Origin of the sequence: Bradyrhizobium iriomotense (assembly GCF_018130765.1) — a bacterium.
GTDB classification, from domain to species: Bacteria; Pseudomonadota; Alphaproteobacteria; order Rhizobiales; family Xanthobacteraceae; genus Bradyrhizobium; species Bradyrhizobium iriomotense_A.
The window spans coordinates 39,637-64,334 of the sequence record NZ_JAFCJZ010000015.1; the positions used below are offsets into that span (position 1 = coordinate 39,637).

Consider the following 24,698-nt stretch of genomic DNA (forward strand, 5'->3'; position numbering starts at 1 on the left):
ACAAACATCATGACACCTGTCGAACCTGAAACGAAAAAGCGCTCCTACGCCACGGTGATCACGCTTGCCGGGCTCCTTCTCGTCGTTCTCCTGACTTGCGTGCCCTATTTGGTCTCGATCGCCGCTGCCGAACAACCGGCGCAAGACAACACGGCAGACGCCTCGCCGATCTTCGGTGTCACGATTCCGCAGGGCTACAAGCAGTGGGAGCTGATCGCCCCGGCCGAAGAGGCGGCGCCGCTCGACGAGCTTCGCGCTGTCCTCGGCAATCAGACGGCCGTCGAGGCCTATCAGGCCGGCAAGCTTCCGTTTCCGGATGGCACCATTCTGGTCAAGCGCGCCTGGAAGCGGAAACAGTCACCGGAATTCGCATCCGCAACGATTCCCGGCGCCGCCACCACGGTCCAGGTGATGGTCAAGGATTCCAAAAAATACGGCTCTACCGGCGGCTGGGGTTTTGGCCGGTTCATCAACGGCAAGCCGGTCGACGAGGCCCAGCACCGCACCTGCTTCGCCTGCCACGAAGCCCGCGCCAAGAGCCGCGATTATGTCTTCACGCAGCTTGCGCCGTGAGACGTGAAGGCGCGCAGCATCGTCTTACTCCGCCGCCACCATCTGCTGCGTGCGCCACTGGCCGAGCAGGGCGCGGAGCGAGGCCGGCTTCACCGGCTTGTTGAGCACCGCGATCTTTTCCTCGCGGGCGGCCTGTTGCACGGCGGGGCTGCGGTCGGCGGTGATCAGGATCGCTGGAATGGTATCGCCAAAGCGGCGGCGGACGTCGCGGATCGCGGCGATGCCGTTGCCGCGGTCGAGGTGATAGTCGACGAGCAGGCCGGTGACGCGCTTGCCGGCAGCCTCGATCGCGGCGATCGCGGCTTCGGGATCGGCGACCGCGATCACCTCGGCGTCCCAGGCCTTCAGGAGCGTGCGCATGCCGTCGAGGATCGCGGCATCGTTCTCGATGCAGACGATCAGCGCGCCCGCGATCGGCGTGCGCGCCAGCGGCGTGGCGCTGGTGACGGCGGCCGTGAGGGTGATCGCCTTCGCTGTCGGCACCGTCACCGAGAAGACCGAGCCGCCGCCGGTATTGGAGCCGATGGCGATGCTGTGGTTGAGCACGCGCGCCAGCCGTTCGACGATCGACAGCCCGAGGCCGAGGCCGCGCGCGATCCGCGCGCCTTGCTCCAGGCGGTGGAATTCCTTGAAGATCTCGCCGCGCTTGACCGGCGGGATGCCGACGCCGGTGTCGTAGACGCAGATTTTGAGCGAGGCGCCCTGGCGGCGGCAACCGACCAGCACGCGGCCGCGCGGGGTGTACTTGATCGCGTTCGAAATCAGGTTCTGGAGCAGGCGACGCAGCAGCAGCCGATCCGACTGCACCGGCAGCGAGCAGGGCACGAAGGCGAGATCGAGGCCCTTGGCGCGCGCGACCGGCGCGAACTCGATCTCCAGCGAGCGCATCAGATCGGCCATCTTGAAGCTCGAGATCGAGGTCGCCATTGCGCCGGCATCCAGCCGGGAGATGTCGAGCAGCGCGCCGAGGATCTCCTCGATCGCCTGGAGCGATTCGTCGATGTTCTCGACCAGCCGCGTCTCCTCGCCGCTGTGCTGGCGCTCGACCAGGCTGGTGACATAGAGCCGGGCCGCGTTCAATGGCTGAAGAATGTCGTGGCTCGCGGCAGCAAGGAAGCGCGTCTTGGAGATGCTGGCATCTTCCGCCGTGCTCTTGGCAAGCGCGAGTTCCGAGTTCAGTCGGGTCAGCTCCTCGGTGCGGTCGCGCACGCGCTTTTCCAGCGTCGCGTTGGCGCGCTCCAGCGCTTCCGCCGCCTCGAAGGTCGGTGTGACGTCGGTGAAGGTGATGACGAAGCCGCCGCCGGGCATGCGGTTGGTGAGCACCTCGATCACCATGTGGCGTTCCGGCAGACGCTCGAGATAGGGCTCGCTGTCGGTAGTGTAGGCCACGAGCCGCTGCTCGATCATCGCCTCGCGGTCGGCCTGGTTGTCCAGATCGCTTACGCCCATGAATTCCAGGATTTCACGCAGGGGCGTGCCGAACTGGATGAAATGCGGGGGAACGTTGAGGAGATCGCCGAACTGCCGGTTGGAGCAGATCAGCTGCAGGTCGGCGTCGAACACCGCGATGCCCTGGCGGACATGATTGAGCGCGGTCTGGAGGATCTCGCGGTTGAAATGCAGCGCCGCATGGGAATCGTCGAGCAGTTTTAGCGCGGCTTTGGCGGAGACGGTGCGCTTGCGCAGCAGCAGCGACATCACGAGGCGCGAGGACGCAGCTCCGATCGACGAGGCGATCAGGTGCTCGGCGTGCTGCAACAGCTCGAAATCGGCGGGTGCCCCGGGCTCGAGCCGCACATTGCGCCGTGCCGAGAAGGCTTCGAAGGAATGCCGGGCGCGGTCGGGCCCGAGATATTGCGCCACCGTGCTCTGGATGTCCTGTACCGTGACGGTGGTGCGCCAGCGGCGGAAACTCGGGGCGATCGGGGCGAGCGTGTTGGGCACGAACAGATCGGCCTGCACCAGCTCGATCGACGACGGCCGTCGCGCCAGCGAGAGCAGCACATAGGTGAGGATGTTGAGCGACAGCGACCAGATCACGCCGTGCATCAGCGGCGGCAGGTCGGCGCCGAACAGCGCCTGCGGCCGCAGCGCCTCGATGCCGAACGGACCGTGCTGGAGCCACAGGATGCCCGTCGTCGAGGAATCCATGAAGCTCGGCATGAACAGCGTGTAGAGCCACATCGCAAAGCCCACCAGCATGCCGCCGATCGCGCCGCGCGCGGTCGCGCGCCGCCACAGCAGCCCGCCGAAGAAGCTCGGCGCGAGCTGAGCGATGGCGGCAAAGGAGAGCAGGCCGATCGCGACGAGCTGGGTGTTGCCGAGCGCGCGGTAGTAGAAATAGGCCATCACCATGATGGCGAAGATCGCGAGCCGCCGCGAGCGCAGCAGGAAGTCGCTGAAATCGGCACCGCCGGAGCGTCCCTCCGGCCGCCGTTGCAGCACCAGCGGCACCACGAGGTCGTTCGAGACCATGATCGAGAGCGCGACGCATTCGACGATCACCATCGCGGTTGCAGCCGACAGGCCGCCGACGAAGACGGCGACGCTGAGCAGATCCGCGCCGCCCTCCATCGGCAGCGCCAGCACGTACATGTCGGGGTCGGCCGCGCCGAACGGGAAGCTGACGAGGCCGGCGATCGCGATCGGGATCACGAACAGATTGATGGCGACGAGGTAGAGCGGGAACAGCCAGCGCGCGCGGCCGACCTCGGTGTCGCTGGAATTCTCCACCACGCTGACATGGAATTGGCGCGGCAGAAGCATGATCGCGCACAGCGACAGCAGCGTCATGGTCAGGAAGTTGCCGATCGACGGCGAATAGTTGATCGTGCGCACCGCCTCCGGCGTCTTCATCGCGCGCTCGATCAGTTCCTGCGGCGAGAACATCCAGAAGGTGACGAAGATGCCGGCAGCGAGGAAGGCGACCAGCTTGACGATGGATTCGGTGGCCACCGCCAGCATCAATCCGTGCTGGTGCTCGGTCGCATCGGTCTGCCGCGTGCCGAACAGCACGGCGAAGGCCGCCATCGCCAGCGTCACCATCAGCGCCATGTCGCCGAGGATCGGGATGTGGGAGAAGGCCTGGTCCTCGCTCAGGATCGTCTGCAGCGAGGAGGCGACCGCCTTGAGCTGGAGCGCGATGTAGGGGACCGAGCCGATGATCGCGATCAGCGCCACGGTCGCCGCCACCGCCTGGCTCTTGCCGTAGCGCGCGCCGATGAAGTCGGCGATCGAGGTGATGTTGTGGGCTTTCGCAAGCTGGATCACGCGGCGGAGCACGCCGGCGCCAAGCCCGATCATCAGAATCGGGCCGACATAGATCGCAAGGAAGTCGGTCGAGGTGCGGGTGGCGAAGCCGACCGAGCCGAAGAAGGTCCAGGAGGTGCAGTAGATCGCTAGCGACAGCGGATAGATCAGCCCGGACGCGCGGCCGGGGCCGGCCGGCGAGCGACGGTCGCCATGGCTCGCCACCAGGAACAGGAAGCCGATATAGCCGAAGGCGGCGGCGATCACGCCCCAGTCGTGCAGCATGGCGAGCGCGCTTCTCCCTGGGCGCCAGCGCGCCCGGTCTCATTTTCCCTGCAAATCTAGCGCGTTGCAGGGACGCAAGCGACAGCGAAATGCCGTGCGGGGGGAAGAACTGGGGTTGTCGTTAAGGTGCGAACCCCGACGTCGTCCTGGCCTAGTGCGCAATTGCGCACGGGAGCCAGGACCCATAACCACAGGACGTGGTTACGGGCACGCTGGCGGCCACAGCGAGGCACAACAATCCGCAGTTGGGGTAATAGGTCCTGGCTTTCGCCAGGACGACGATCACTCCGCCGCCAGCGACTTCTGCTGCAGCGGCAGGCCGAGGCGGTCCCACACTTGCAGCAGGGCCTCGGCGAGCTGATCGATCAGGCCGTCATCGTGATAGGGCGAGGGCGTGATGCGCAGGCGTTCGCTGCCCTTGGGCACGGTCGGATAGTTGATCGGCTGGATGTAGATGCCGTGCTCTTCGAGCAGGAGGTCGGAGGCCTGCTTGCACTTCTCGGGATCGCCGACGAACAGCGGCACGATGTGGGTGTCGGTCGACATCACCGGCAAGCCGGCGGCGCTGAGGATCGCCTTGACGCGGGCCGCGCGGTCCTGGTGGCGCTCGCGCTCCCAGCTCGAGGTCTTCAGATGCTTGATCGCGGCGGTCGCGGCCGAGCAGATCGCCGGCGGTAGCGCGGTGGTGAATATGAAGCCCGGTGCGTAGGAGCGCACGGCGTCGATGATCTGGCCGTTGGCGGCGATGTAGCCGCCGAGGCAGCCGAAGGCCTTGGCGAGCGTGCCTTCGAGAATGTCGATGCGATGCATGACGCCGTCACGCTCGGCGATACCGCCGCCGCGCGGGCCATACATGCCGACCGCGTGAACCTCGTCGACATAGGTCATCGCGCCGTATTTCTCGGCGAGATCGCAGATCTTGGCGAGCGGCGCGACGTCGCCGTCCATGGAATAGAGGCTCTCGCAGGCAATCAGCTTTGGCCGGCTCGGGCCCGCAGCCTTCAACTGCGCTTCGAGATCGGCGAGGTCGTTGTGGCGGAATACGACCCGCTCGCAGCCGGACTGACGGATGCCCTCGATCATCGAATTGTGGTTGAGCTCGTCCGACAGGATCAGGCAGTTCGGGATCAGCTTGGCGATGGTCGCAATGCCGGTCTGGTTCGAGACATAGCCCGAAGTGAACAGCAGCGCGGCTTCCTTGCCGTGGAGGTCGGCAAGCTCGGCCTCAAGCTGCACCAGCGGATGATGCGTGCCGGCGATGTTGCGGGTGCCGCCTGCGCCGGTGCCGACGCGGGTTGCGGTCTCGACCATGGCGCCGACCACTTTCGGGTGCTGGCCCATGCCGAGATAGTCGTTGGAGCACCAGATCACGACGTCGCGCTTGCCCTTGGGGGAGTGCCAGATCGCATGCGGGAACCGGCCGGCGGTGCGCTCGAGATCGGCGAACACGCGGTAGCGGCGCTCGGAGTGGAGACGATCGAGGGCGGAATTGAAGAACTGGCTGTAATCCATCGGCAAAACCTAAGACGGAACTGACCAAAAGGGCCGCATCTTCTTAGAGCTTTTCCAGCTCCAATGTCTATGCGCTATCCCACATTTGGCCCTGGAGGGCATTTGGGCAAAATGCCCTATCCGGCGCGTCGCCATTTGATCCCGATCAACTTCGCGCGACATATAATGCTGCTTTGCACCATCTGCTGGGCTGTGGGTCTGGCCGGCCCGGGTCTTCCTTCGCGGCTCGGCACGCGCTTTCCTTGACCGCGGCCGCCGGCTTTACCCAATCCGATTCTCGCAGCGCATGCGCCATTGGCTCGGAGAGCATGCTCAAACCAGCCCTTCGAAAGGACCCCTCCCATGAAGCGCGTGATGATCCTCAACGGTCCCAACCTCAATATGCTCGGCATCCGTGAGCCGCACATCTACGGCACGACGACGCTCGCAGAGGTCAATGCGAGCTGCGAGGACGCTGCCGCAAAGCTAGGGCTCAAGCTCGCCTTTCATCAATCCAACCATGAGGGCGTGCTGGTCGATCTGATCCAGTCGGCGCGGCAGGATGCCGATGCCGTCGTCATCAATCCGGCGGGCCTGTCCTTCACCTCGGTCTCGATCATGGACGCGATCAAGACGTTCGAAGGCCCGGTGCTGGAGGTGCACATCTCCAACATCCACGCCCGCGACGAATATCACCGGCACTCCAAGATCTCGTTCGTGGCAGCCGGCGTGATCTGCGGGCTGGGTCCGTTCGGCTACATCGCGGCGCTGCACGCGATCGCGAATATGAAGTGAGGTGTTAGCCGCAACGGTGGGGCGCTCCCTCGCCCCGTTCTTACGGGGAGAGGGTGGGGGTGAGGGGCTGTTTCGGCAATGATGGTGAGAGTTGGACTCGCGGAGAGCCCCCCTCACCCGGTCGCTTCGCGACCGACCTCTCCCCGCAAGCGGGGCGAGGTGAAGAACTCACGTCGTCCTGAACTGCAGCACGCCGTCCTTCGTCCCGGCCGTCAGCCGGCCCTCGACGATCATGTAGTTGACGTGGGCGACGAGCTCGCCGGCGGCAAAGCCCATCTGGTGTTCGTCCAGCACGTGCTTGTTGAACACCACGGGCACCAGTTCGCGCGAGGTCTTCGGCTGCTCGCGGCAGGCGTCCGCGATCAGGCGGCAGCGCTCCTCGTGGTGGTCGGCGAGCTGCTTGATGCGGGTCTTGAGGCCGTAGAATGGCACGCCGTGGCCGGGCAGCACGAGCAGATCATAGGGCAGGGTGGTGGTGAGGCTCGCGAGCGATGCCAGATATTCGCCGAGCGAGTTCTGGTCGGGCTCGACCGCCCACACGCTGACATTCGGCGAGATCTTGCTCAGCACCTGGTCGGCGGAGAGGAACAGCTTGTCGTCGGCGCAATACAGCATCACCTGGTCGAGCGCGTGCCCGCCGCCGGTGATCACCTTGAAGCGGCGCGGGCCGATCACGATCTCGTCGCCATGCGAGATGCGGCGGTAGGACGGCGGCAGCACCGACACCTGCTTGAGATAATCCTGGCCGCGGCCGAGCAGCTTTTCGGTGAGCGACTCGTCCATGCCGTGACGGCGGAAGAACAGCCGCTGCGCGTTGCGACGCTCCTCGGTGCCGCGGTTCTGGTGATAGACCGATTGCAGATATTCGACCTGCGACATCACCAGCGGGCAGTTGAACCGCTCGACGATCCAGCCCGCGAGCCCGACATGATCCGGGTGCGAATGGGTGACGATCAGGCGCGTGATGTTGACGCCGTTCAGCGGGCCGTCGAACAGGTTCGTCCAGGCCTCGACCGTCTCCTCGTTGCCGAAGCCCGCGTCGACCATGGCATAGCCGTCGCCGTCGGCGAGCAGGTAGATGTTCACATGGTTGAGGCGGAACGGCAGTTTCAGCCGCGCCCACAACACGCCGGGGCGCACCTCCACGACCTCGTCATGGCCAGGATGCTGTTCCCAGGGGTAGCGCAGGGCCTCGGCCGAGGACTGCGCGGTGTCGGGTTTTGCGTTCATGCTATCGGCTTAAACCCAGCGCGGGCGGGGCGCCAGCCGAAAAAGGTCAGGCCGTGCTCTCCGCATGGCCGGCATACCGGCCGGATTTTTCCGTGATGTGGGATAGTCGTGCGCCGAGCTCACTGCACCTCTCCCGCAAGCGGGAGAGGGAGTGCAGTCCCGATGCCGCCGGCGGCCTACGCCGCCCGCATGTTGTTGAGGAACGCGTCGATCTCTCCGCGCAGCATATCGGCCTCGCGGCGGAGCGCGTCGGAGGCGCCGAGCACTTCGTTTGCCGCCGCGCCGGCTTCCGCGGAGGCGGTGGAGACGCCGACGATGTTGCTGGAGACCTCGCTGGTGCCGCCGGCCGCATGCTGGATGTTGCGAGCGATCTCGCGGGTGGCCGCGCCCTGTTCCTCGACCGCAGCGGCGATCGTGGTGGTGACGTCGTTGATCTCGCCGATGATCCGGCCGATGCCCTGGATGGCGCCAACCGCAGAGGTCGTGACCTGCTGCATGCTGGCGATCTGGGTGCGGATTTCGTCGGTCGCCTTGGCGGTCTGGCTCGCGAGGCTCTTGACCTCGGAGGCGACCACGGCAAAGCCGCGGCCGGCCTCACCCGCGCGCGCCGCTTCGATGGTGGCATTGAGCGCGAGCAGATTGGTCTGCGAGGCAATCGTCTGGATCAGGTCGACGACGACGCTGATGCGGCTGGCGCTGTCGGCGAGGCTCTGCACCGTGGTGTCGGTGGCCCCTGCTTCGTCGACCGCCTTCTTGGCGATCGCGGCCGAGGTGACCACCTGCTTGCTGATCTCCTCGATCGAGGATGACAGCTGCTCGGTGCCCGACGACACGGTCTGCACGTTGACCGAGGTCTCCTCCGCGGCGGAGGCGACCGCGTTCACCAGCGCGTTGGACTGATCGGCGGTGGTCGACATGCTCTGCGCGGTCGACTGCATCGAATTGGCCGATTGCGCCAGATTGTCGAGCGCGGTGCGCACCGTACCTTCGAATTCGGCGATCTTCGCTTCCATCCGCGCGGCACGCTCGGCCTTGGCGGCGCGGTCCTTGTCCTGCTCGCCGGCGAGCGCGCGGGCCTCGACCATGCTGTCGCGGAATACGGTCAGCGTGTCGGTCATCGCGCCGATCTCGTCATTGTGCTTCGAGCGCGCGATCTCGGTGTCGAGGTCGCCGGCCGAGAGCTGCTGCATGGCGCGCTGCAGGCCGGTGATCCGGCGCAGGATGTTGCGGCCGACATAGAGCCAGACGAACAGGGCCGAGCCGACCAGCATCAGCGCGCCCAGCGCCAGCATGACCGTTGTGGCGAGCGAAATCTCCTGCCGCGCCTGGAAGGTCGAGGCGTTGGTCTCCTTCTGCACGCCGTCGACGAGCTGCTGCACGCTGATGCCGAGGCCGACATTGAGCTTGCGCGTCTCGTCCAGGATGGTCTGGCCGTAGTCGATGGAGTCGAGCTCCTTCTCACGCAGATTGAACACGCCGGTCTTGCCGGTGCCGAGTGCGAGCAGCTTTTCCGCCGTCGCGCGCAGCATCTTGTTGCCCTCATTGTCCGGCAATAGATCGAGGTTGGACCGCAGGCGTCCCTGCGCAGTCTTGAACTCCTTCTGGATGTCGTCGAGCTTGTCGCTCGTGTTCGCCGACAGCGCCGCGCTCATGTCGGCGGCCGCGAGATTGCCGCTGGCGACGACGTTGCCGAGCTGGCCGACGGTCTGTGCGGCGTCGGTGGCATCTTCGGCCGACAGGTTTGCCGAGCCGAGAATGGCGTTGACCCGGGTCTGCGCCTCCAGCATCGCCGGACTGGCCGCGCCGACGAACGCGCCCTGCGCGCCGCGCAGTGCGTCATATTGCTTGTCATGAAGGGCGGCGATGTCCAGCCGTTCGCGGGCGGCCTTGGCCAGGCTCTGGGCCGCCTCGTTGATGCTCTTCATGGTCTCGCTAAGTCCGGAGACAACGGCCTTGTCGCCGCCGAGCTCGATGATCTCGTTGAGCTTCTGTTGGGTCTGCTCCTGCAATTCCCTGAGCTTCTTGGTGCGTTCGTTCAGGGCTTCCTCGCTTTGAGCCGCAAGCAGGGCCGGTCCCTGTGCTGCAAGGCTCGCGCTCAAGGCCGACAATTGCAGGCTGGCGGCAAGGCGCGGAATGTCCCGCCCGCTCAGTTCAGTGATGCGTCCGCCGAGATTCTGCAGCGCGAGGCCAGCGCCGGCTGCGATCACGAGGCCCATGCCCGCGATCACCGCGAAGGCGGTGAACAGGCTTCCGCGCACGCCCCATTTCGGCATTTTGAAACGAGGCTTGAATCGGCCAAGCAAACGGCCAACGCCCAGACGGATCGCCATCGAAATTCCCCCACGCTCTTGCTTCTGTTTTGTGGCGGGCAGTATCGGCAGGGCCGGTTAAAAAATCGCAATTGGTGCAATCGCTTGCTTGGTTCCGCACAGCGAAAAAAGAAGGGCCGGCGAGATCGCCGGCCCTTCGCGAAGATAAGGTTTTGCTAACCGATCAGTAGCGCGCGACGGCCGGGCTCGCCCAGTTGAAGCGGTAGTTGAGGCCCGCCTTAACCGTGTGGTCGTCGGTGGTGAAGCTGCCGGTGCCCGCCAGCGGACCGCCGGTGAAGCTCGCGTCGCCGAAATTGTAGTACTGGTACTCGGCCTTGGCCGACCAGTTCGGGGCGAACATGTATTCGACGCCGGCGCCGACAGTGTAGCCGTTGCGGTGATCGCCGGTGATGACGAACGCGGTCGGCACGCCGCCGACGGTCACCTTCTCGTTGTTGTCGGAATAGGCGTAGCCACCCTTCACGTAGACGAGGCCCGGGCCCCAGGTGTAGCCGACGCGGCCGGTGATCGAGCCGAGGCCGCGCTGGTCGTTGGTGTAGGCGATGCCGCCCGGGAACACCGCGCCGACGCTGCCGGAGAGCCAGGAATACTGGCCTTCGACGCCGACCACGAAGTTCGGGTTGAACTGCCAGTCCGCACCGACCTGCACGCCGCCGAGGAAACGGCCGTTGCCGTTGTTGCCGGTGGAGAGGCCGTTGAAATTGTTGTCGCTGGAGAAGGCGCCGCCGAGATGGCCACCGATGTAGAAGCCGGTCCAGTTGTAGATCGGCGCGGCATAGGCCGGCGCCGGCGTCTTGTAGTAGTTGCGGTTACCGAGATCGGCGCCGACGGCCGGCGCGGCAGCGCCCGCCGCCAGCAGCGCCACGGTCGCAAACAGAATCTTCTTCATAGTCTTGAACTCCAACACGTAAGGTCCCCGGCTGGCGCGCTCTTTCGCGCCGTCGTTGGTTTTGCAGATAGCTCGCTTTTGATGAAAATGCTGTCACAACCGTGGCACAGCAGCAGCCAACCTAACTGATTGGGCTGCAATTGATTTTTGTGCTTAATGCCAGCTTAAGAAATGCTGAAGGAACGCTTAATTCCGCAGCTTCCGGCAAGCTTGTGCGCGTTCATCGTTAGCCAAGACGCCGCAGCACCTCGTCGCGCATTTGCGCGCGGAACGCTGCGCGCTTGGCCGGCCTATCCTCCTCGCGCACGTCGTGGCGATCGAAAATGTCGAACTTCTCCAGGATCGGATAGCGCTCGCTCGCCATCGCGAGCACGCGCAGCACCTTGGTCGCCGACGGCGTCGGGCCGCTCACCTCCCAGCGCCGGATCGTGTCGGCCCCGCCCTTGTCCGGCAATCCGCAGAGTCTCGCCATATCGGCTGCCGTCAGCTTGCGCTCGATCACGTCGGAAAGGTCGCTGCGAAGCTGCTTCAGTTCGGGGCCGGTCATGTCCACTCGCGTCCAGGAAGTCATTCAGGCAATGCAGTAGCGCTGATTCGGGTCCATCCGAAGGCGGCGAGCGGACGCTCCGACTGCGGCACCTCCGCGCGCGCACGATGTTATGAACGAGAGGCCTATGGAAATTGTCCGATGAATGATCAGATGATCGGAAGGGGCGCCCCAACGACAGAGGGATCAGCCATGACCAGCATCAGGCTCGCCATCGCCGCACTCATCACTGCCGGACTGCTTGCTGCGCCCTTCGCGGCGGAAGCGAAGAAGGTCCGCTCGAGCAGACATTATTACAACACAAGTGTGGTGGGTCCGACCTATAGCGGTGCCGGGGCGCCAATTGCGCAGCCCAGGCCGACTTACGGCTCGTCGGGACAGACGGTCGGCACGGTTACGGCGCCGTCGATCGGAACGTATAATTGGCCCTCAGTCGGCGTGACCAACGCGGTTCCGACCTGGAGCAACACCACGAGATAGCCCGTGCGGGTCAGCGCGCACCGGTCGCGGGGCTGGAGAGAAGGTACAGCGCGACCAGCAATGTTGCGACCGACAGCATTGTCGTGACCGAGACCGTGGCCGCGACCAGCTTCTCCTCGACCTTGTGCTCATGCGCCAGCACGTACACGGTCTTTGCCGTCGGCACGGCCGCGCATATGACCGCGGCGACGGTGTAGAGGGGATTGAGGCCGGTGATCACGCAAAGTCCGTAGACGATCAGCGGCATGACCACGAGCTTCACGGCCGCGAGCGCGAACGATGCCTTCAGGTTGGACCGCAGGCCTTCGACCGAGAGGCCGAGCCCGATGGCAAACAGTGCGCAGGGCGTGAGCGCGGCGGCGATCATGTTGAGATAGGCCGCGACCGGCGCCGGAATGGGCAGGCCCGTGATCGCCCAGACAAGGCCGATAAGCGTCGACAGCATCATCGGATTGAGCAGGATCTGCTTCGCGAGGCCCGCGGAATGCGCAGGCCCGCGCGCGTCCCTTTCCAGCAGGATGACCGTGATCGGAAACATCACCGCGGCCACGAACACCGTCGCCACCGCAGCAGGCAAGACTGCGGGCTGGCCGTAGATCGCGTGCAGGATCGGCAGCGCCACGAAACCGGTATTGGTCATCGCCGCCGCCATGCCATGGATGGTGCTGCTGGCGAGATCATGCTTTCCGCCGGCGCGCACAGTCAGGAAGACCAGCGCGAAGCAGACAAGGGAGCCGCCGCCGAAGGCGAGCAGGAAGCGCCATTCCAGCAGATTGCGCGCCGGCTCCTGCGCGATCGTGACGATCAGCAGCGCCGGCATCGCCACGTTGTAGGCGAAGTGCACCAGCGCGTCCGCCAGCGTGCGGGAGAGATAGCCGAGCTCACCGGCGAGCCAGCCGGTGACGATGATCGCGAATACGGGAAGAACGAGGCTCGCGACTTCCATCCGGCTTCCCCCTTGCTGCCAATGGCCGCAACGAGAGGTTATCCCGGCAAGGGAGTGTCGTCACTGCCTTGCGTGAGCTGCGTCCGGCTCGAAAGTCCTTGGGGGTAGCGGGGCCGCCGGCCCTAGATGCCCCGGCCGCTCTGTTGACCGATTACGCAGCGCCATGCCGCCAGGCGTTCAGCCGGATGCTGGTTCATCCATTCGGCGAGCTGCGGGGCGCCCATCAGGCAGGACTGCACCGAGATCTGCGCGAAGTCCGAGGTGGTGACGATCTGTTCGTGGCAATTGGTGGGAGAGGCGAGACTGCAGAGCACGGCAATGATCTTGATCACGACAAATTACCCCTGTCGCGGCCGATCGCTGCCTTGTCCTTCCCTTCGTTGGCCGGATCGGCCGGCGGGAAGATGCTGTCGTAGATGGCGCGTGCCTCCTGGATGAGGCGTACGCGCTCGCGCTCGGATTTCGAGACGAATTGAATAACCTGGCCCATGTCGGCTCCAATAGATCGCGAGATCCATCATCAGATGATGGAAATCATTCCATGCGGATATGGGGTGAATGTCTCGGACTTGCAGCCGTGCGAGCGGTCACAAGGGATAAAAAGCCTGTGACCGTATCGTTACGGAAGCGGAACGGGATACCGGAGCGAAACGCGCCTCACGCCGCCGGCGCGCGCTCCTTCCGTCCCGGCACGGCCGCAAGCAGCTCACGCGTATAGGCGTGCTCGGGCGCGGCGAAGAGCTGCGCGGTCGGCTTCAGCTCGACGATGGCGCCGCGCTGCATCACCGCGATGCGGTCGCAGATCTGGGCTGCGACGCGCAGGTCGTGGGTGATGAACAGCATCGACAGGCCAAGGCGCGCCTTGAGGTCTTCGAGCAGCTTCAACACCTGCGCCTGCACGGAGACGTCGAGCGCGGAGACGGCTTCGTCCGCAACGATGATCTCGGGCTCGAGCGCGAGTGCGCGGGCAATGCCGATGCGCTGGCGCTGGCCGCCGGAGAATTCGTGCGGATAGCGTTCGAGTGCGCCGGCATCCAGGCCCACCATCTTGAGGAGATCGCGGGCGCGATCGAACGCCACCTTCGGATCGGTGCCGGCCGCGATCGGGCCGTCGGTGATGATGTTGCCGATCTTGCGTCGCGGATTGAGCGAGGCGAACGGATCCTGGAAGATCATCTGGATGCGATGACGCTCGGCGCGCAGCGCCTTGCCCGAGAGTGAGGTGAGATCGGTCTCGCCGATCCGCACCGTGCCGCGGTCGGCCTCGATCAACCGCATGACGAGACGCGCGACCGACGATTTGCCGGAGCCGGATTCGCCGACGAGGCCGAGCGTCTCGCCCTTGAGGATGTTGAAGTTGACCGCGCGCGCCGCGTCAACGCGGCGGTCCTCGCGAAACCAGCCGCCTGACGTGACATAGGTCTTGTCCAGCCCGATCACCTCGACGGCCCTGGCCTGGTCGTCGAGGGGGCTGCGCGCCGGTGGATCCATCGACGGCACGGCGGCGAGCAATGCCTTGGTGTAGTCGTGCTGCGGCTCGTTGAAGACGCTCGCAGCCGGGCCTTCCTCCACGACCTTGCCGTGGCGGAGCACCACGACCTGGTCGGCGATATCGGCGACCACGCCAAAGTCGTGGGTGATGAACATCACCGCCATGTTGCGGTTGCGCTGCAGGTTGCGGATCAGCTTGAGGATCTGGGCCTGCGTGGTGACGTCGAGCGCGGTGGTCGGCTCGTCCGCGACCAGCACGGCCGGCTCGAGCGCAAGCGCCATCGCGATCATGGCGCGCTGGCGCTGGCCGCCGGAGAGCTGGTGCGGATAGGCGCGCACGATGCGTTCGGGGTCGGGCAGGCCGACCTCGCGCGCCAGCGCCAAAGCTCGCGCGCGCCGCTCCTTTGGCGTCAGCAGGCCGTGGGCCTCGAACATCTCCGCCATCTGGTCGCCGATCCGCATCAACGGATTGAGCGCGGTCATCGGCTCCTGGAAGATCATGGCGAGGCGGCGGCCGCGCAGATCGCGCCAGCCGGCATCATCGAGCTTGAGCAGGTCGCGTCCCTCGAACTGGATCTCGCCAGAGGCGACCGACACCGTATCCGGCAACAGGCCCATCAGCGCATGCGCGCACATCGACTTGCCGGAGCCGGACTCGCCGACGACGCAGACGATCTTGCCGGGCCGCAGGTCGAGCGAGACGCCGTCCACGGCGAAGGGACGCTCGGCTCCCTCAGGCAGCGCGATCCGCAAGTTCTTGATCGAGACGGCGGGAGGAGCGGTCATCATCAGCGTCCCTCCCGCGACAGGCGCGGATTGAGCGCATCATTGAGGCCCTCGCCGATCAGGTTCAGCCCGAGCACCGAGATCAGGATGGCGACGCCGGGGAATACCGTGATCCACCAGGCCTGCCGGATCACGGTGCGGCCGGCACCGACCATATAGCCCCATGAGATCAGGTTGGGGTCGCCGAGGCCAAGGAACGCCAGCGAGGATTCCAGCAGGATCGCGGTCGCCACCATCAGCGAGGCCAGCACGATCACCGGCGACAGCGCGTTGGGCAGGATCTCGCGCAGGATGATCCAGCTGTTGCTCTGGCCGGTGACGACGGCGGCCTGGACATAGTCGCGCGTGCGCAGCGACAGCACCTCGCCGCGCACGAGGCGGGCGACCGGCGGCCAGCTCACCACCGCGATCGAGGCCACGATCGAGTAGATCGAGGGCTGCAGGATCGCGACCAGCACGATGGCAAGCGCGAAGCTCGGAATCGTCTGGAAGAACTCGGTGAAGCGCATCAGCGCGTCGTCGACCTTGCCGCCGAAATAGCCGGCCATGGCGCCGATGGGAACGCCGACGACCAGCGCGACCAGGGTGGAGACGAGACCGACCAGCAGCGAGACGCGGGCGCCGAAGATCATGCCGGCGAAGACGTCGCGGCCGAGCGCGTCGGTGCCGAGCGGCACGGTCGAGAGCGTGAACGGCGGCAGGAACGGCCGCTGCACCATGCGCCAGGGCGAGTTCGGGAACAGCATCGGCCCGAACACCGCGACCGAGATCGCGAGCAGGAGGATGATGAGCCCGATGACGCCGCTGGGGCTCTTCAGCATCGATTTCCAGAACTGTTTCATGTGGCGTATTCGATGCGCGGATCGACCAGGCGATAGACGAGGTCGGTGATGAGGTTGAAGATCAGGACCATGACCGAGCAAGTCACGAAGACGCCGAGCAGCAGGTTGTAGTCGCGTTGCAGCAGCGCGTCATACATCAGGCGCCCGATGCCGGGCCAGGCGAACACGGTCTCGGTGATGACAGCGCCGCCGATCAGCGTGCCGGCATGCACGCCGGCGAGCGTCACCACCGGCAGCAGCGCGTTGCGCAGCACATGGCGGCGCTGGATCACGGCGTCGGAGAGGCCCTTGGCGCGCGCCGTCTTGACGAAGTCGAGCCGCTTCACCTCCAGCATCGAGGCGCGCGTCATGCGGGTATAGGTCGCCATGAAGAACAGGCCCAGCGTCATCGCCGGCATGATCAGGTGCTTTGCAACGTCGACCGCGTGGGCGAGGCCGGTGAGGTTGGCGCCGACCGTCTCGTAGCCGAAGCTCGGCAGCCAGTCGACGGTGACCGAGAACAGCAGGATTCCCATCAACGCCACCCAGAAGATCGGCATGGCATAGAAGATCAGCGCGAATATCGTGATGCCGGTGTCGAGAAAGGTTCCGGCAAAGCGCGCGGCGAATGTGCCGAAGAGGATGCCGAGCATCAGTGAGATCGCGAAGGCGGTCAGCGTCAGCAGCAATGTCGCGGGCAGCCGTTCGCCGATCAGCTTGGCGACCGGCTCCTGCTGGCGGAAGGAGAAGCCGAGGTCGAGGGTGGCGACACCCTTGACGTAGATGAAGAGCTGCTCGGGCAACGGCTTGTCGAGGCCGAACTTCTCCCGGAGCTGCTTGACGAAGACCTGGTCACTGGCGCCGGCCTCGCCCGCCATCACGATCGCGGGGTCGCCGGGCGCGAGCCGGATCAGGAAAAAATTGAGGATGACGATCGCGAGCAGGACGATCACGCCCTTCACGACACGCTGAGCGACGAAGGAGAGCATCTAGTGAGTCATATTGGTGATGTGACCTGGAGCCACGGAGACGGAGTGACTCCCTCGCCCCGCTCCTGTCCGCCGAAGCCTCGGCGAAGGCGGATGCGGGGAGAGGGTTGGGGTGAGGGGGACTCTCCGCGAGCGTATCAGCAGTTGGACTCGTGGAGACTCCCCCTCACCCGAATGTGCGCTATGCGCACATTCGACCTCTCCCCGCAGGCGGGGAGAGGTGAAGAAGGAAGGGCTCACTTGTCGAGCCATGCGTCCTTGAAGCCGTCATTGACCCCGATCCCCGTGGTGATCAGGTTCTTGACCTTGCAGCGCGTGATGGTCGGGAATTGCAGCTCCAGCATCCAGGCCACCGGCACGTCCTCGACCAGGATCTTCTGCGCCTTGTCGTAGATCTCCTTGCGCTTGGAATCCGGGGTCGCGGTCGCGCCGTCGGCGAACAGCTTGTCGATCTCCGGGTTGGAGTAGCCCTCGACGTTGTTGAAGACCTGCCCCTTCGCGATGTTGCTGGAGACATAGTTGCGGCCGACGCCGAGCGCGGGATCGCCATACTGGTAGAGATAGGTGAAGGCGATGTCATAGTCCCAGTCGCCGATCTTCTGGTTGCCGCCGGCAACGTCGGTGGCGATGGTCTCGATGTTCATGCCGACGTCCTGGAGGTTCTGCTTCACCGCTTCACCCCAGCGCTGCCAGGTCTCGCCATAGGCGAGCGGCAGCAGGCGGATCTTCTCGCCCTTGTAGCCGGCTTCCTTCAGCAGTGCCTTGGCCTTGGCCGGATTGTAAGGGTATTTCGGCACGTCGTCGGTGTAGAACTTGATGGTCGAGGCGGACGGGCCTGTCGCCACCTTGCCGAGCCCGTTCCAGATCACGTCCTTGGCGAAATCGCGGTCGATCGCGTACATGATCGCCTGCCGCACCCGCTTGTCGGCGAGCGGACCCTGGCGGTTGTTCAGCCACAGCCAGGCCAGCGGCGAGAAGAACTCCCAGCCGGCGCCGGTGACGCAGGTGTCCTTCAGCTTGGAGAGCCGCGGCACGTCGAAATTCTCGACCGAGCCGCCGGGCAGCACGTCGACCTTGCCGGTCTCATACGCCACCGAACGCGCGGCCGCGTCGGGAATGATCTGCCAGTAGATCTCGTCGAGATAGGGCTTGCCCTTTTCGTGGTAGTTCGGGTTCTTGACCAGGCGGATGAACGAGCCCTTCTGCCACTCCTTGAACATGAAGGGGCCGGTGCCGACGGGCGCGTTGTTGTAGGGGTTGGTCTTCCAGTCGGTGCCTTCATAGAGATGTTTTGGCACGATCGGCATCGAGCCGACCTCGAAGATGCCGAGGAACGGGCCGAACGGCTGCTTCAGCGTGAAGACCACCGTATAATCGTCCGGCGTCTCGATCTTGTCGACCTGCACCAGATTGGAGCGAGCGCGCGCATGCGTCTGCTTCAGCATCTCGATCGAGAACAGGACGTCGGCGGCGGTGAAGGGTTTGCCGTCGTGCCAGGTCACGCCCTTCTTGAGCTTGAAGGTGTAGGTCTTGGCGTCCTCGCTGACGCTCCAGCTTTCGGCAAGCTCCGGCAGCGGCTCGAGCTTCGGGCTGTAGCGCAGCAGGCCCTCGAAGATGTTGCCCGAGACCATCTGGACCGGGCCATTCTGGACCTGCGCAAGCATCAGGCCGGGCGGCTCGGGCTGGATCACGGCATTGATCACGCCCCCCGTCTTCGGCTCTTGCGCCAGCGCCGGGGCCGTGAGGCCGCCCGCGAGGAGGAGACCAAGCAACACTCGTTTTGGCATATCGTATCTTTCTCAAGCGCGGCCAGCCGTAAACGCTTCGCGACGTCCTCGCGCGCAAAGCGACGGCCGGCCCATCCCAGTCCCCATCCACCATCGAGGCTCACATAGTCTCATTCGGCGCCGCAAGATGAAAGTCTCGACAGGGTTCGCACAAAAAATGTACAGCGCGTCCTGTTTTCACTTGATTCATGCTCCTGTCACGGAGACAAGTCCGCCATGGACAACGCCACGCGCTCCGAACGGTCCCGCAATGCTGCGCTCGAAGCGGCCATCGCCATCATCGCGCGCGACGGACCCGGCCGGCTGACGCTCGATGCGATCGCGCGCGAGAGCGGCCTGAGCAAGGGCGGGGTGATGCACCAGTTCCGCACCAAGGAGGCGGTGCTGAAGGCGCTGCTCGAGCGGCAGATGGCGCATTTCGAGGAGTTCTCGACCCATTATATGGCGAAGGTGAGCGCGACCTCGGCAAATCCCAATCTGGCGACCCAACTCGCCACGATCCGGGAAGCGGCGACCACGCCGAATTCCGCTGCGCTGGCCCTGGTTGCTGCCATGGTTGAAAATCCCAGCCTGATGGCACTGCCGCGCGAGCTTGAGTCGAAGCGGATGGCGGCGATCAAGGAAGAAGCCGCCGATCCCGATCTCGCGATGCTGCGCTGGGCCGGCGCGCTCGGCCTGCTGCTGAGCTCGCTGTTCGGCATGTCGCCGCTCAGCAAGGACGAGCACCAGCGGCTGTTCGTGCGCCTGCTCGATGACGCCCAATGGACGGGCCTGGAACAGCCGGCGACGAAGCGTGCTGCAAAATCCGGAGCGGCATCGACGGCAAAGGCCGCAACCCCGCGCAAGCGCGCCTGATTCACCGTTAACGAATTTCGACTGATCGCTGCCCAAAACCGCGCCTACGGCCAAATGTGTCAGGGACCTCTTTTGAGACTTTACAAACCAACCAGTCGGTTTTATAAATTGAAACACTGAGACGGCCCAGGGCATCCGAAATGGCCCCGGACGATGCCATTGGGCCGGCAATGGTGAGCGCCGCAGCCGTGTCTGGTCCCTAAGCGCGGCTGCGGTCGTCATTGCCCTCCAAAAGAAGCCGCAAGAGGAGTCTGGAATGGATCGCTCGATCGCCCTGCGCGGTCTGGGAACGCTGGTGCTTTGCGTCACCTCAGCCGGCTGCGCCTCGGTCGCGCCCGTGCCGTACTCGGAGATGGCGTCCTCAGCCTACATGGCGCCGGACAAGTCGGACGCCTCCGGCCGCGTGCCCTACCGCTATTCCACGCCGGTCGACTGGCGCTCCTATAATAAAGTCATCCTTGATCCCGTCGTGGTCTACCGCGGCAGGGACCACCAGTTCGGCGACATGTCCGACAAGGACAAGGCGACGCTCGCCGCCTACATGCAGAACTGTTTCGCCGACCGGTTGCGCGGCCGCTTCGCGCTGGTGCGCGAGCGCGGGCCGAACACGTTGCGTATCAGGCTGACCCTGACCGGCGCCGTCACCAACACGCCGGTGCTCGGCACGCTTTCCCGTTTCGACATGGCCGGCGCGGTCTACAACGGCGTGCAGGCGGCACGCGACGGCGAGGGCATGTTGACCGGCTCGGTCATCTACGGCGTCGAGATCTTCGACGCTTCGACCTCGCGGCTGGTCTCGGCCTACGTCACCAAGCAATACCCCGGTGCTTACGACATCAAGGCCAGTGTCGGCGCGCTCGCGGCCGCTACCGCCGGCATCGACAAGGGCGCCGACGCGCTGATGGCGCAACTGAACTGACGCGGCCCTCCCGCTCAACGAAAGGCATGCAGATGAACCTTCTCCTTCGCTTCGTGCTGCGCGTGGCGATCACGGTCGTGATGATGATCATCGGCGGTCGCGCCGGCGCGGCCGCCCCGGCCGATCCCAGCGGCACATGGCTCGTCGAGGACGGCCGCGCCCGCATCCGGCTCGAGCGCTGCGGTCCGACTCGTGACCGCATCTGCGGCTTCATTGTCTGGATGAAGGAGCCGGCCGACAAGCGCGGCCAGCCCTATCGCGACAAGGAAAACCCCGACCCCGACAAGCGCGCCCGCACGCTGCTCGGCCACCAGCTCATCATGGGTCTGCAGGCAACGCCCGAGGGACGCTTTGCCGGCGACATCTACAACGCCGAGGACGGCAAGTTCTATTCGGTCTCGCTTTGGCGCGAATCCGCCGATCGCTTGAAGCTGAAAGGCTGCCTCATCAAATTCCTGTGCCAGACCCAGACCTGGCAGCAGACCCTCGACGTGCTGCCCGGTCAGCTCGTCGGCCTGACCGGCGATATCAACGGCCCGCGCGCCGACAAGGAATGGGCGGCGGTGCCGGCCCCGAAGCCGATCCAGGTGAAAGCGAAGTAGCCGTCAGGGCGTCCGCAGCGCCCGTCGCAATTCGTCGAGGGCGTCTGCGAGCTGCTCGCGATGGGCAATGTCGTCCTTGGGTATGGCAGCGACGCTGCCGGCAAGCTCCCGCAGGATGCCGGCGAGCAGCCCGAAATTGATATGCAGATGGACCGATTTGCGCTCGTCGGCCGCGCCCGGATGCTGCAGCACGAGCGCCACGCCGCTGCCGTCGAGTCGCGCCTCGAAGCGCGATGAATGCTCGAAAGCGCCGACATAGAACTTGTCGGGATATTCGAGCGCGACCTCTGCCTTGTCGGGAACCGGCCTGGACATGTGAGCCTCATCGATATCCCCGCATTGTGGCTGGGAATAAACCCGTCCGCCTTGCGATAGGTCAGAGGCGGGTCGGCGCCAAATTTGATCCGGATCAAAGCCGGGGCGCCGCTTCTGCGATCCAATAGCAACTGGCGGGATGTCGGTGCACGTCCTGGTTCTTGCAGACGTGAGACGATCGATGGACATGCACGTCACAAATATTCCTGCGGGCGACGACAGCGGACCCGATGTCGCCGAACCGGAGGTGGATGAGGGCACGCAGCACTGTCTGCAATTGCTCGTCGATGCCGGATTGCGGCCAACGCGCCAGCGCTTGGCGCTCGGCCAGTTGCTGTTCCTGCGCGGCCACCGTCACGTCACCGCAGAGAGCCTTTATGAAGAGGCGATCGCGGCGAACGCCTATCTATCGCTCGCGACCGTCTACAACACCCTGAACCAGTTCACGGAAGCCGGCCTGTTGCGCCGGATCGCCGCCGACGGCATCAAGTCGTTCTTCGATACCGATACATCAGTGCACCCGCACTTCTACCTCGAAGGCGAGGATGTGCTGGTCGACGTCGCCGACGGCCTCGCCTTCACCAGGATGCCCGAGGCGCTTCCCGGCCACGAGATCGCGCGGCTCGACGTCATCGTCCATTTGCGCCGGAAGCGCGTGGCGTAGCGTCTTCTTTTTACCCTACCCTGGAGGGCCCTGGAGGGGGAGGGTAAGAGCGCCTCACCGCAATCCCGCCCGCCGGAATCCCTCCAGATAGTGCTCGCGATCGTCGTCACTGGCCCACGGCAGTTGCGTCGCGATCCAGTGCAGCGAGATGCCCGGCTGGGTGCGGCGGAGCTCGCCGAGTGCCATCTCCGCAAGCGCGCTATCGCCGGTCATGCCGGCCGAAACGGCGAGCACACGGTAGGCGCCGGTGAGGTCGCCGCGATGGCGGATCGCCTCGCGCGCGAGCGCGATGGCTTCGTCATACTGCCGCTCGGTGAAGCGCGCATAGCCGGCGATGCCGTGATAGATCGCCAGTGACGGATCGCGCGGTGAGAGCCGGATCGCCCGCTGCGCCGCCACAAACGCCTGCTTCGACCGTCCGGCATAGGACAGCGCCAGCGCGTGGTAGCCTTGCGCCAGCGAGAAGTTCGGGTTGAGCGCGAGGGCCTGCTCGAACTCGGACAACGCGTCCGCAAGCCTGCGGGTCGAGAAGTAGACGCTGCCGAGCGCGGCATGCGCCCAGGCATCCTCATGGTCGCAGCGCACCGCTTTGAGCGCGGCGGCTTCCGCGACTGGGCCAACCGCGGCCAGTTCGGCCCAGCCGAGATGCACGCCGAACATGTCGTTCACGGCCAGCACCGACAGCGCCTGGCCGTAGTTCGGATCGATCGCGATCGCGCGCTCGAGCAGCACCTTCGCGGCCTCGTGGTCCTGCCGAGTCACGCGCCAGTAATGCGACAGCGCGCGCATCAACAGGTCCCACGCGTCCAGGCTCGCGGGCGGCTTGCGATGGCTGCGAAAATTCTCCGCGGCGTGGATCTGCGGCTCGATCGCCGCGACGATCGCGTTGGTGATCTCGTCCTGCACGGTGAAGACGTCGACCAGGTCGCGGTCGTAGCGCTCGGCCCAGAGATGGCTGCCTGACGTGGCATCGTTGAGCTGCGCGGTGATACGCACCCGGTTGTCCGCCTTCCGCACGCTGCCTTCGACGATGTAGCGGACGCCGAGCTCCTCGGCGATCTGCCTGATGTGGACCGCGCGACCCTTGTAGGTGAAGGACGAGTTGCGGGCGATCACCATGAACCAGCGTTGCTTCGACAGTGCGGTAAGAATGTCCTCGCTGATTCCGTCGCCAAAATAGTCCTGTGCGGGATCGCCGCTCATGTTCTCGAAGGCGAGCACCGCGATCGCCGGGCGGTCCGTCGCGGCGCGCGGCCGGGCCGTGGCAGGTTCAACGGGCGCCGGCGCGGCCGCCGCGTCTTCTCTGACGTCGCCGACGAAACGAAAGCCCTTGCGCGGAATGGTCTTGATCAGCCGCTGGGTCGCTCCGTCGTCGCCCAGCGCCTTGCGCGCGGCGTTGATGCGGCTGTTCAGGGCAGAATCCGAGACAATGCGGTCGCTCCAGATCTGGCTGATCAGGTCATCCTTGCTGACCACACGGGCGCGCTCCGCAACGAGATAAAGCAGGAGATCGAACACCTGCGGCTGCAACGGCACGGCCGTCCCGCCGCAGGTGAGCTCCCGCAGATCGCCGTCCAGCACGTTGTTTTCAAAGCAAAATCGCACGTTTCTGTCGTCTCAAGCAAAAATCAAAGTCGTCTCAGGCGAAAATCAACCCTCCGCGAAAGTCGGGGGACGTCCGATCCGGCATGGTGCGAAGACCAAACAGTGCCGATGCCTCGGCACAACGGAGCGTTCTATGACCCAACTTGATCACCAGGTTCATTCTATCGGCCCGGAGGTTGCGGGCTCACGCATTTTCAGGTTCATCGCCTTTCTGTACGGAATTGCGGCATATCTCGTTTTTTTCGTCACCGTTCTCTACGCCATCGGCTTCGTCATGGGGGTGATGGTACCGAAGACCATCGACACCGGAGCCGAAGCGCCCGTCGTTCGCGCGGTCATCATCAATCTGCTGCTGATGTCGCTGTTCGCGGTTCAACACAGCGTGATGGCGCGTCAACAATTCAAGGCGTGGTGGACGCAGTTCGTCCCCAAGCCGGTCGAGCGCTCGACCTATGTGTTGTTCGCGAGCCTGTCATTGCTTCTCCTGTTTTGGCAGTGGCGTCCGCTGCCGACGGTCATATGGGAGGTTGAGAACCCCGATCTTGCCGTGACGGTGGTCACGCTGTCCTTCGCGGGCTGGGTGCTGGTGTTCACCTCGACCTTCATCATCAACCATTTCGAGTTGTTCGGCCTGTCTCAGGTGACCGATCATCTCGTCGGCAGGGAAGCCGCGCCGGCGCGCTTCAAGACGCCGCTGCTCTACAAGTTCGTCCGTCATCCGATCTATCTCGGTTTCATCATCGCGTTCTGGGCGGCGCCGGTCATGACCGTGGGCCATCTGCTGTTCGCGGCCGTGACCACGATCTACATCTTCGTCGGCATCGCGCTGGAGGAGCACGACCTCGTCGATCTCTTCGGCGACGAGTACCGGCAGTACAAACAACGGGTGTCGATGCTTATTCCCTGGCGCCGGTCGGTATAGCCGTCGCAGCTTTCCATCGCGTCCCCCGAAAGGAGGACGCGCGATGGAACCGAGGCGCGTATCGGACCTTGTCTGACTCTCAACGTCTGACTCTCAACCTCCAGCGTCCCCCGGAGTGATTCCCCCT

The 24,698-nt window shown here is 65.0% G+C and carries 23 protein-coding genes; 8 read left to right on the forward strand and 15 right to left on the reverse strand.

The genetic code is table 11. The features are described 5' to 3' along the window. The first annotated feature begins 9 nt into the window (after positions 1 to 9). Positions 10 to 573 (forward strand): cytochrome P460 family protein, encoded by a 564-nt coding sequence (locus JQ635_RS24350; protein ID WP_211412316.1) that lies wholly within the window; start codon positions 10 to 12, stop codon positions 571 to 573. Positions 574 to 597: 24 nt separating this feature from the next. On the opposite strand, the gene JQ635_RS24355 is transcribed toward JQ635_RS24350, so the two are convergent. Continuing rightward, positions 598 to 4,107: a PAS domain-containing hybrid sensor histidine kinase/response regulator gene (locus JQ635_RS24355; protein ID WP_211412317.1), complete on the reverse strand. Its 3,510-nt coding sequence runs from the start codon at positions 4,105 to 4,107 to the stop codon at positions 598 to 600. 282 nt (positions 4,108 to 4,389) lie between these two features. After that, positions 4,390 to 5,619 (reverse strand): 5-aminolevulinate synthase, encoded by a 1,230-nt coding sequence (gene hemA, locus JQ635_RS24360; RefSeq protein ID WP_211412318.1) that lies wholly within the window; start codon positions 5,617 to 5,619, stop codon positions 4,390 to 4,392. A gap of 342 nt (positions 5,620 to 5,961) precedes the next feature. Between hemA and aroQ the strand changes: the two genes are divergently transcribed. After that, entirely contained in the window at positions 5,962 to 6,393 is a 432-nt protein-coding gene (gene aroQ, locus JQ635_RS24365) for a type II 3-dehydroquinate dehydratase (RefSeq protein WP_211412319.1), read from the forward strand. Positions 6,394 to 6,561: 168 nt separating this feature from the next. Here aroQ and JQ635_RS24370 read toward each other — a convergent pair whose 3' ends face one another. The 4 genes from JQ635_RS24370 to JQ635_RS24385 form a co-directional block, all read right to left on the reverse strand. Then, complete coding sequence (locus JQ635_RS24370; RefSeq protein WP_211412320.1) at positions 6,562 to 7,623, reverse strand: MBL fold metallo-hydrolase; 1,062 nt, start codon at positions 7,621 to 7,623, stop codon at positions 6,562 to 6,564. Positions 7,624 to 7,799: 176 nt separating this feature from the next. After that, a complete protein-coding gene (locus JQ635_RS24375; protein WP_211412321.1) occupies positions 7,800 to 9,953 on the reverse strand; it encodes a methyl-accepting chemotaxis protein in 2,154 nt (717 codons plus the stop codon). A 163-nt stretch (positions 9,954 to 10,116) separates the two neighbouring features. Further along, complete coding sequence (locus JQ635_RS24380) at positions 10,117 to 10,842, reverse strand: outer membrane protein (RefSeq protein ID WP_211412322.1); 726 nt, start codon at positions 10,840 to 10,842, stop codon at positions 10,117 to 10,119. Positions 10,843 to 11,068: 226 nt separating this feature from the next. Further along, positions 11,069 to 11,389: a hypothetical protein gene (locus JQ635_RS24385; protein ID WP_211412323.1), complete on the reverse strand. Its 321-nt coding sequence runs from the start codon at positions 11,387 to 11,389 to the stop codon at positions 11,069 to 11,071. A 192-nt stretch (positions 11,390 to 11,581) separates the two neighbouring features. Between JQ635_RS24385 and JQ635_RS24390 the strand changes: the two genes are divergently transcribed. Continuing rightward, a complete protein-coding gene (locus tag JQ635_RS24390; protein ID WP_211412324.1) occupies positions 11,582 to 11,869 on the forward strand; it encodes a hypothetical protein in 288 nt (95 codons plus the stop codon). Between the two features lie 10 nt (positions 11,870 to 11,879). Here JQ635_RS24390 and JQ635_RS24395 read toward each other — a convergent pair whose 3' ends face one another. The 7 genes from JQ635_RS24395 to JQ635_RS24425 form a co-directional block, all read right to left on the reverse strand. Next, on the reverse strand, positions 11,880 to 12,815 hold the full coding sequence (locus tag JQ635_RS24395; RefSeq protein WP_211412325.1) for an AEC family transporter: 936 nt from the start codon (positions 12,813 to 12,815) through the stop codon (positions 11,880 to 11,882). 122 nt (positions 12,816 to 12,937) lie between these two features. Continuing rightward, positions 12,938 to 13,147 (reverse strand): hypothetical protein, encoded by a 210-nt coding sequence (locus tag JQ635_RS24400; protein ID WP_211412326.1) that lies wholly within the window; start codon positions 13,145 to 13,147, stop codon positions 12,938 to 12,940. Continuing rightward, positions 13,144 to 13,305, reverse strand: coding sequence for a hypothetical protein (locus tag JQ635_RS24405; protein WP_211412327.1), 162 nt, complete (start codon positions 13,303 to 13,305; stop codon positions 13,144 to 13,146). The genes JQ635_RS24400 and JQ635_RS24405 overlap by 4 nt, the downstream gene beginning before the upstream one ends. A 167-nt stretch (positions 13,306 to 13,472) precedes the next feature. Further along, a complete protein-coding gene (locus JQ635_RS24410) occupies positions 13,473 to 15,092 on the reverse strand; it encodes an ABC transporter ATP-binding protein (RefSeq protein WP_211412461.1) in 1,620 nt (539 codons plus the stop codon). Between the two features lie 2 nt (positions 15,093 to 15,094). Then, positions 15,095 to 15,934: an ABC transporter permease gene (locus JQ635_RS24415; RefSeq protein WP_211412328.1), complete on the reverse strand. Its 840-nt coding sequence runs from the start codon at positions 15,932 to 15,934 to the stop codon at positions 15,095 to 15,097. Then, the gene (locus JQ635_RS24420) at positions 15,931 to 16,902 is read right to left on the reverse strand and encodes an ABC transporter permease (protein WP_211412329.1); all 972 of its coding nucleotides are present in this window, start codon (positions 16,900 to 16,902) and stop codon (positions 15,931 to 15,933) included. The genes JQ635_RS24415 and JQ635_RS24420 overlap by 4 nt, the downstream gene beginning before the upstream one ends. Positions 16,903 to 17,138: 236 nt before the next feature. Next, positions 17,139 to 18,689 (reverse strand): ABC transporter substrate-binding protein, encoded by a 1,551-nt coding sequence (locus JQ635_RS24425; protein WP_211412330.1) that lies wholly within the window; start codon positions 18,687 to 18,689, stop codon positions 17,139 to 17,141. A gap of 216 nt (positions 18,690 to 18,905) precedes the next feature. On the opposite strand from JQ635_RS24425, the gene JQ635_RS24430 reads away from it, so the two are divergent. From JQ635_RS24430 to JQ635_RS24440, 3 genes are all read left to right on the forward strand, one after another. Then, positions 18,906 to 19,544, forward strand: coding sequence for a TetR/AcrR family transcriptional regulator (locus tag JQ635_RS24430; protein ID WP_211412331.1), 639 nt, complete (start codon positions 18,906 to 18,908; stop codon positions 19,542 to 19,544). A gap of 256 nt (positions 19,545 to 19,800) precedes the next feature. Beyond that, positions 19,801 to 20,463: a DUF3313 domain-containing protein gene (locus tag JQ635_RS24435; protein WP_211412332.1), complete on the forward strand. Its 663-nt coding sequence runs from the start codon at positions 19,801 to 19,803 to the stop codon at positions 20,461 to 20,463. Between the two features lie 32 nt (positions 20,464 to 20,495). Further along, positions 20,496 to 21,065 carry a DUF2147 domain-containing protein gene (locus JQ635_RS24440; protein WP_211412333.1) on the forward strand — a complete coding sequence of 190 codons (570 nt, stop codon included), beginning with the start codon at positions 20,496 to 20,498 and terminating at the stop codon, positions 21,063 to 21,065. A 3-nt stretch (positions 21,066 to 21,068) separates the two neighbouring features. Here JQ635_RS24440 and JQ635_RS24445 read toward each other — a convergent pair whose 3' ends face one another. Continuing rightward, positions 21,069 to 21,380 (reverse strand): hypothetical protein, encoded by a 312-nt coding sequence (locus JQ635_RS24445; protein ID WP_211412334.1) that lies wholly within the window; start codon positions 21,378 to 21,380, stop codon positions 21,069 to 21,071. Positions 21,381 to 21,561: 181 nt separating this feature from the next. Here JQ635_RS24445 and irr point away from each other — a divergent pair, with 181 nt between their 5' ends. Next, on the forward strand, positions 21,562 to 22,044 hold the full coding sequence (gene irr / locus JQ635_RS24450) for a Fur family transcriptional regulator Irr (protein WP_246583722.1): 483 nt from the start codon (positions 21,562 to 21,564) through the stop codon (positions 22,042 to 22,044). 54 nt (positions 22,045 to 22,098) lie between these two features. Here the strand turns inward: irr and JQ635_RS24455 are convergent, their stop codons facing one another. Then, on the reverse strand, positions 22,099 to 23,649 hold the full coding sequence (locus JQ635_RS24455) for a winged helix-turn-helix domain-containing protein (protein ID WP_211412335.1): 1,551 nt from the start codon (positions 23,647 to 23,649) through the stop codon (positions 22,099 to 22,101). A gap of 133 nt (positions 23,650 to 23,782) precedes the next feature. On the opposite strand from JQ635_RS24455, the gene mddA reads away from it, so the two are divergent. Then, a complete protein-coding gene (gene mddA / locus JQ635_RS24460) occupies positions 23,783 to 24,571 on the forward strand; it encodes a methanethiol S-methyltransferase (RefSeq protein ID WP_211412336.1) in 789 nt (262 codons plus the stop codon). Positions 24,572 to 24,698 lie beyond the last annotated feature (127 nt).

Coding starts and splice junctions, on each gene's coding strand:
- hemA (WP_211412318.1), bottom strand. CDS start 5,619: ATGGATTACAGCCAGTTCTTCAATTCCGCCCTCGATCGTCTCCACTCC.
- JQ635_RS24405 (WP_211412327.1), bottom strand. CDS start 13,305: ATGGGCCAGGTTATTCAATTCGTCTCGAAATCCGAGCGCGAGCGCGTA.
- mddA (WP_211412336.1), top strand. CDS start 23,783: ATGACCCAACTTGATCACCAGGTTCATTCTATCGGCCCGGAGGTTGCG.
- JQ635_RS24380 (WP_211412322.1), bottom strand. CDS start 10,842: ATGAAGAAGATTCTGTTTGCGACCGTGGCGCTGCTGGCGGCGGGCGCT.
- JQ635_RS24350 (WP_211412316.1), top strand. CDS start 10: ATGACACCTGTCGAACCTGAAACGAAAAAGCGCTCCTACGCCACGGTG.
- aroQ (WP_211412319.1), top strand. CDS start 5,962: ATGAAGCGCGTGATGATCCTCAACGGTCCCAACCTCAATATGCTCGGC.
- JQ635_RS24440 (WP_211412333.1), top strand. CDS start 20,496: ATGAACCTTCTCCTTCGCTTCGTGCTGCGCGTGGCGATCACGGTCGTG.
- JQ635_RS24390 (WP_211412324.1), top strand. CDS start 11,582: ATGACCAGCATCAGGCTCGCCATCGCCGCACTCATCACTGCCGGACTG.
- JQ635_RS24375 (WP_211412321.1), bottom strand. CDS start 9,953: ATGGCGATCCGTCTGGGCGTTGGCCGTTTGCTTGGCCGATTCAAGCCT.
- JQ635_RS24430 (WP_211412331.1), top strand. CDS start 18,906: ATGGACAACGCCACGCGCTCCGAACGGTCCCGCAATGCTGCGCTCGAA.
- JQ635_RS24370 (WP_211412320.1), bottom strand. CDS start 7,623: ATGAACGCAAAACCCGACACCGCGCAGTCCTCGGCCGAGGCCCTGCGC.
- JQ635_RS24435 (WP_211412332.1), top strand. CDS start 19,801: ATGGATCGCTCGATCGCCCTGCGCGGTCTGGGAACGCTGGTGCTTTGC.
- JQ635_RS24420 (WP_211412329.1), bottom strand. CDS start 16,902: ATGCTCTCCTTCGTCGCTCAGCGTGTCGTGAAGGGCGTGATCGTCCTG.
- JQ635_RS24445 (WP_211412334.1), bottom strand. CDS start 21,380: ATGTCCAGGCCGGTTCCCGACAAGGCAGAGGTCGCGCTCGAATATCCC.
- JQ635_RS24355 (WP_211412317.1), bottom strand. CDS start 4,107: ATGCTGCACGACTGGGGCGTGATCGCCGCCGCCTTCGGCTATATCGGC.
- irr (WP_246583722.1), top strand. CDS start 21,562: ATGGACATGCACGTCACAAATATTCCTGCGGGCGACGACAGCGGACCC.
- JQ635_RS24395 (WP_211412325.1), bottom strand. CDS start 12,815: ATGGAAGTCGCGAGCCTCGTTCTTCCCGTATTCGCGATCATCGTCACC.
- JQ635_RS24425 (WP_211412330.1), bottom strand. CDS start 18,689: ATGCCAAAACGAGTGTTGCTTGGTCTCCTCCTCGCGGGCGGCCTCACG.
- JQ635_RS24415 (WP_211412328.1), bottom strand. CDS start 15,934: ATGAAACAGTTCTGGAAATCGATGCTGAAGAGCCCCAGCGGCGTCATC.
- JQ635_RS24410 (WP_211412461.1), bottom strand. CDS start 15,092: ATGACCGCTCCTCCCGCCGTCTCGATCAAGAACTTGCGGATCGCGCTG.
- JQ635_RS24385 (WP_211412323.1), bottom strand. CDS start 11,389: ATGACCGGCCCCGAACTGAAGCAGCTTCGCAGCGACCTTTCCGACGTG.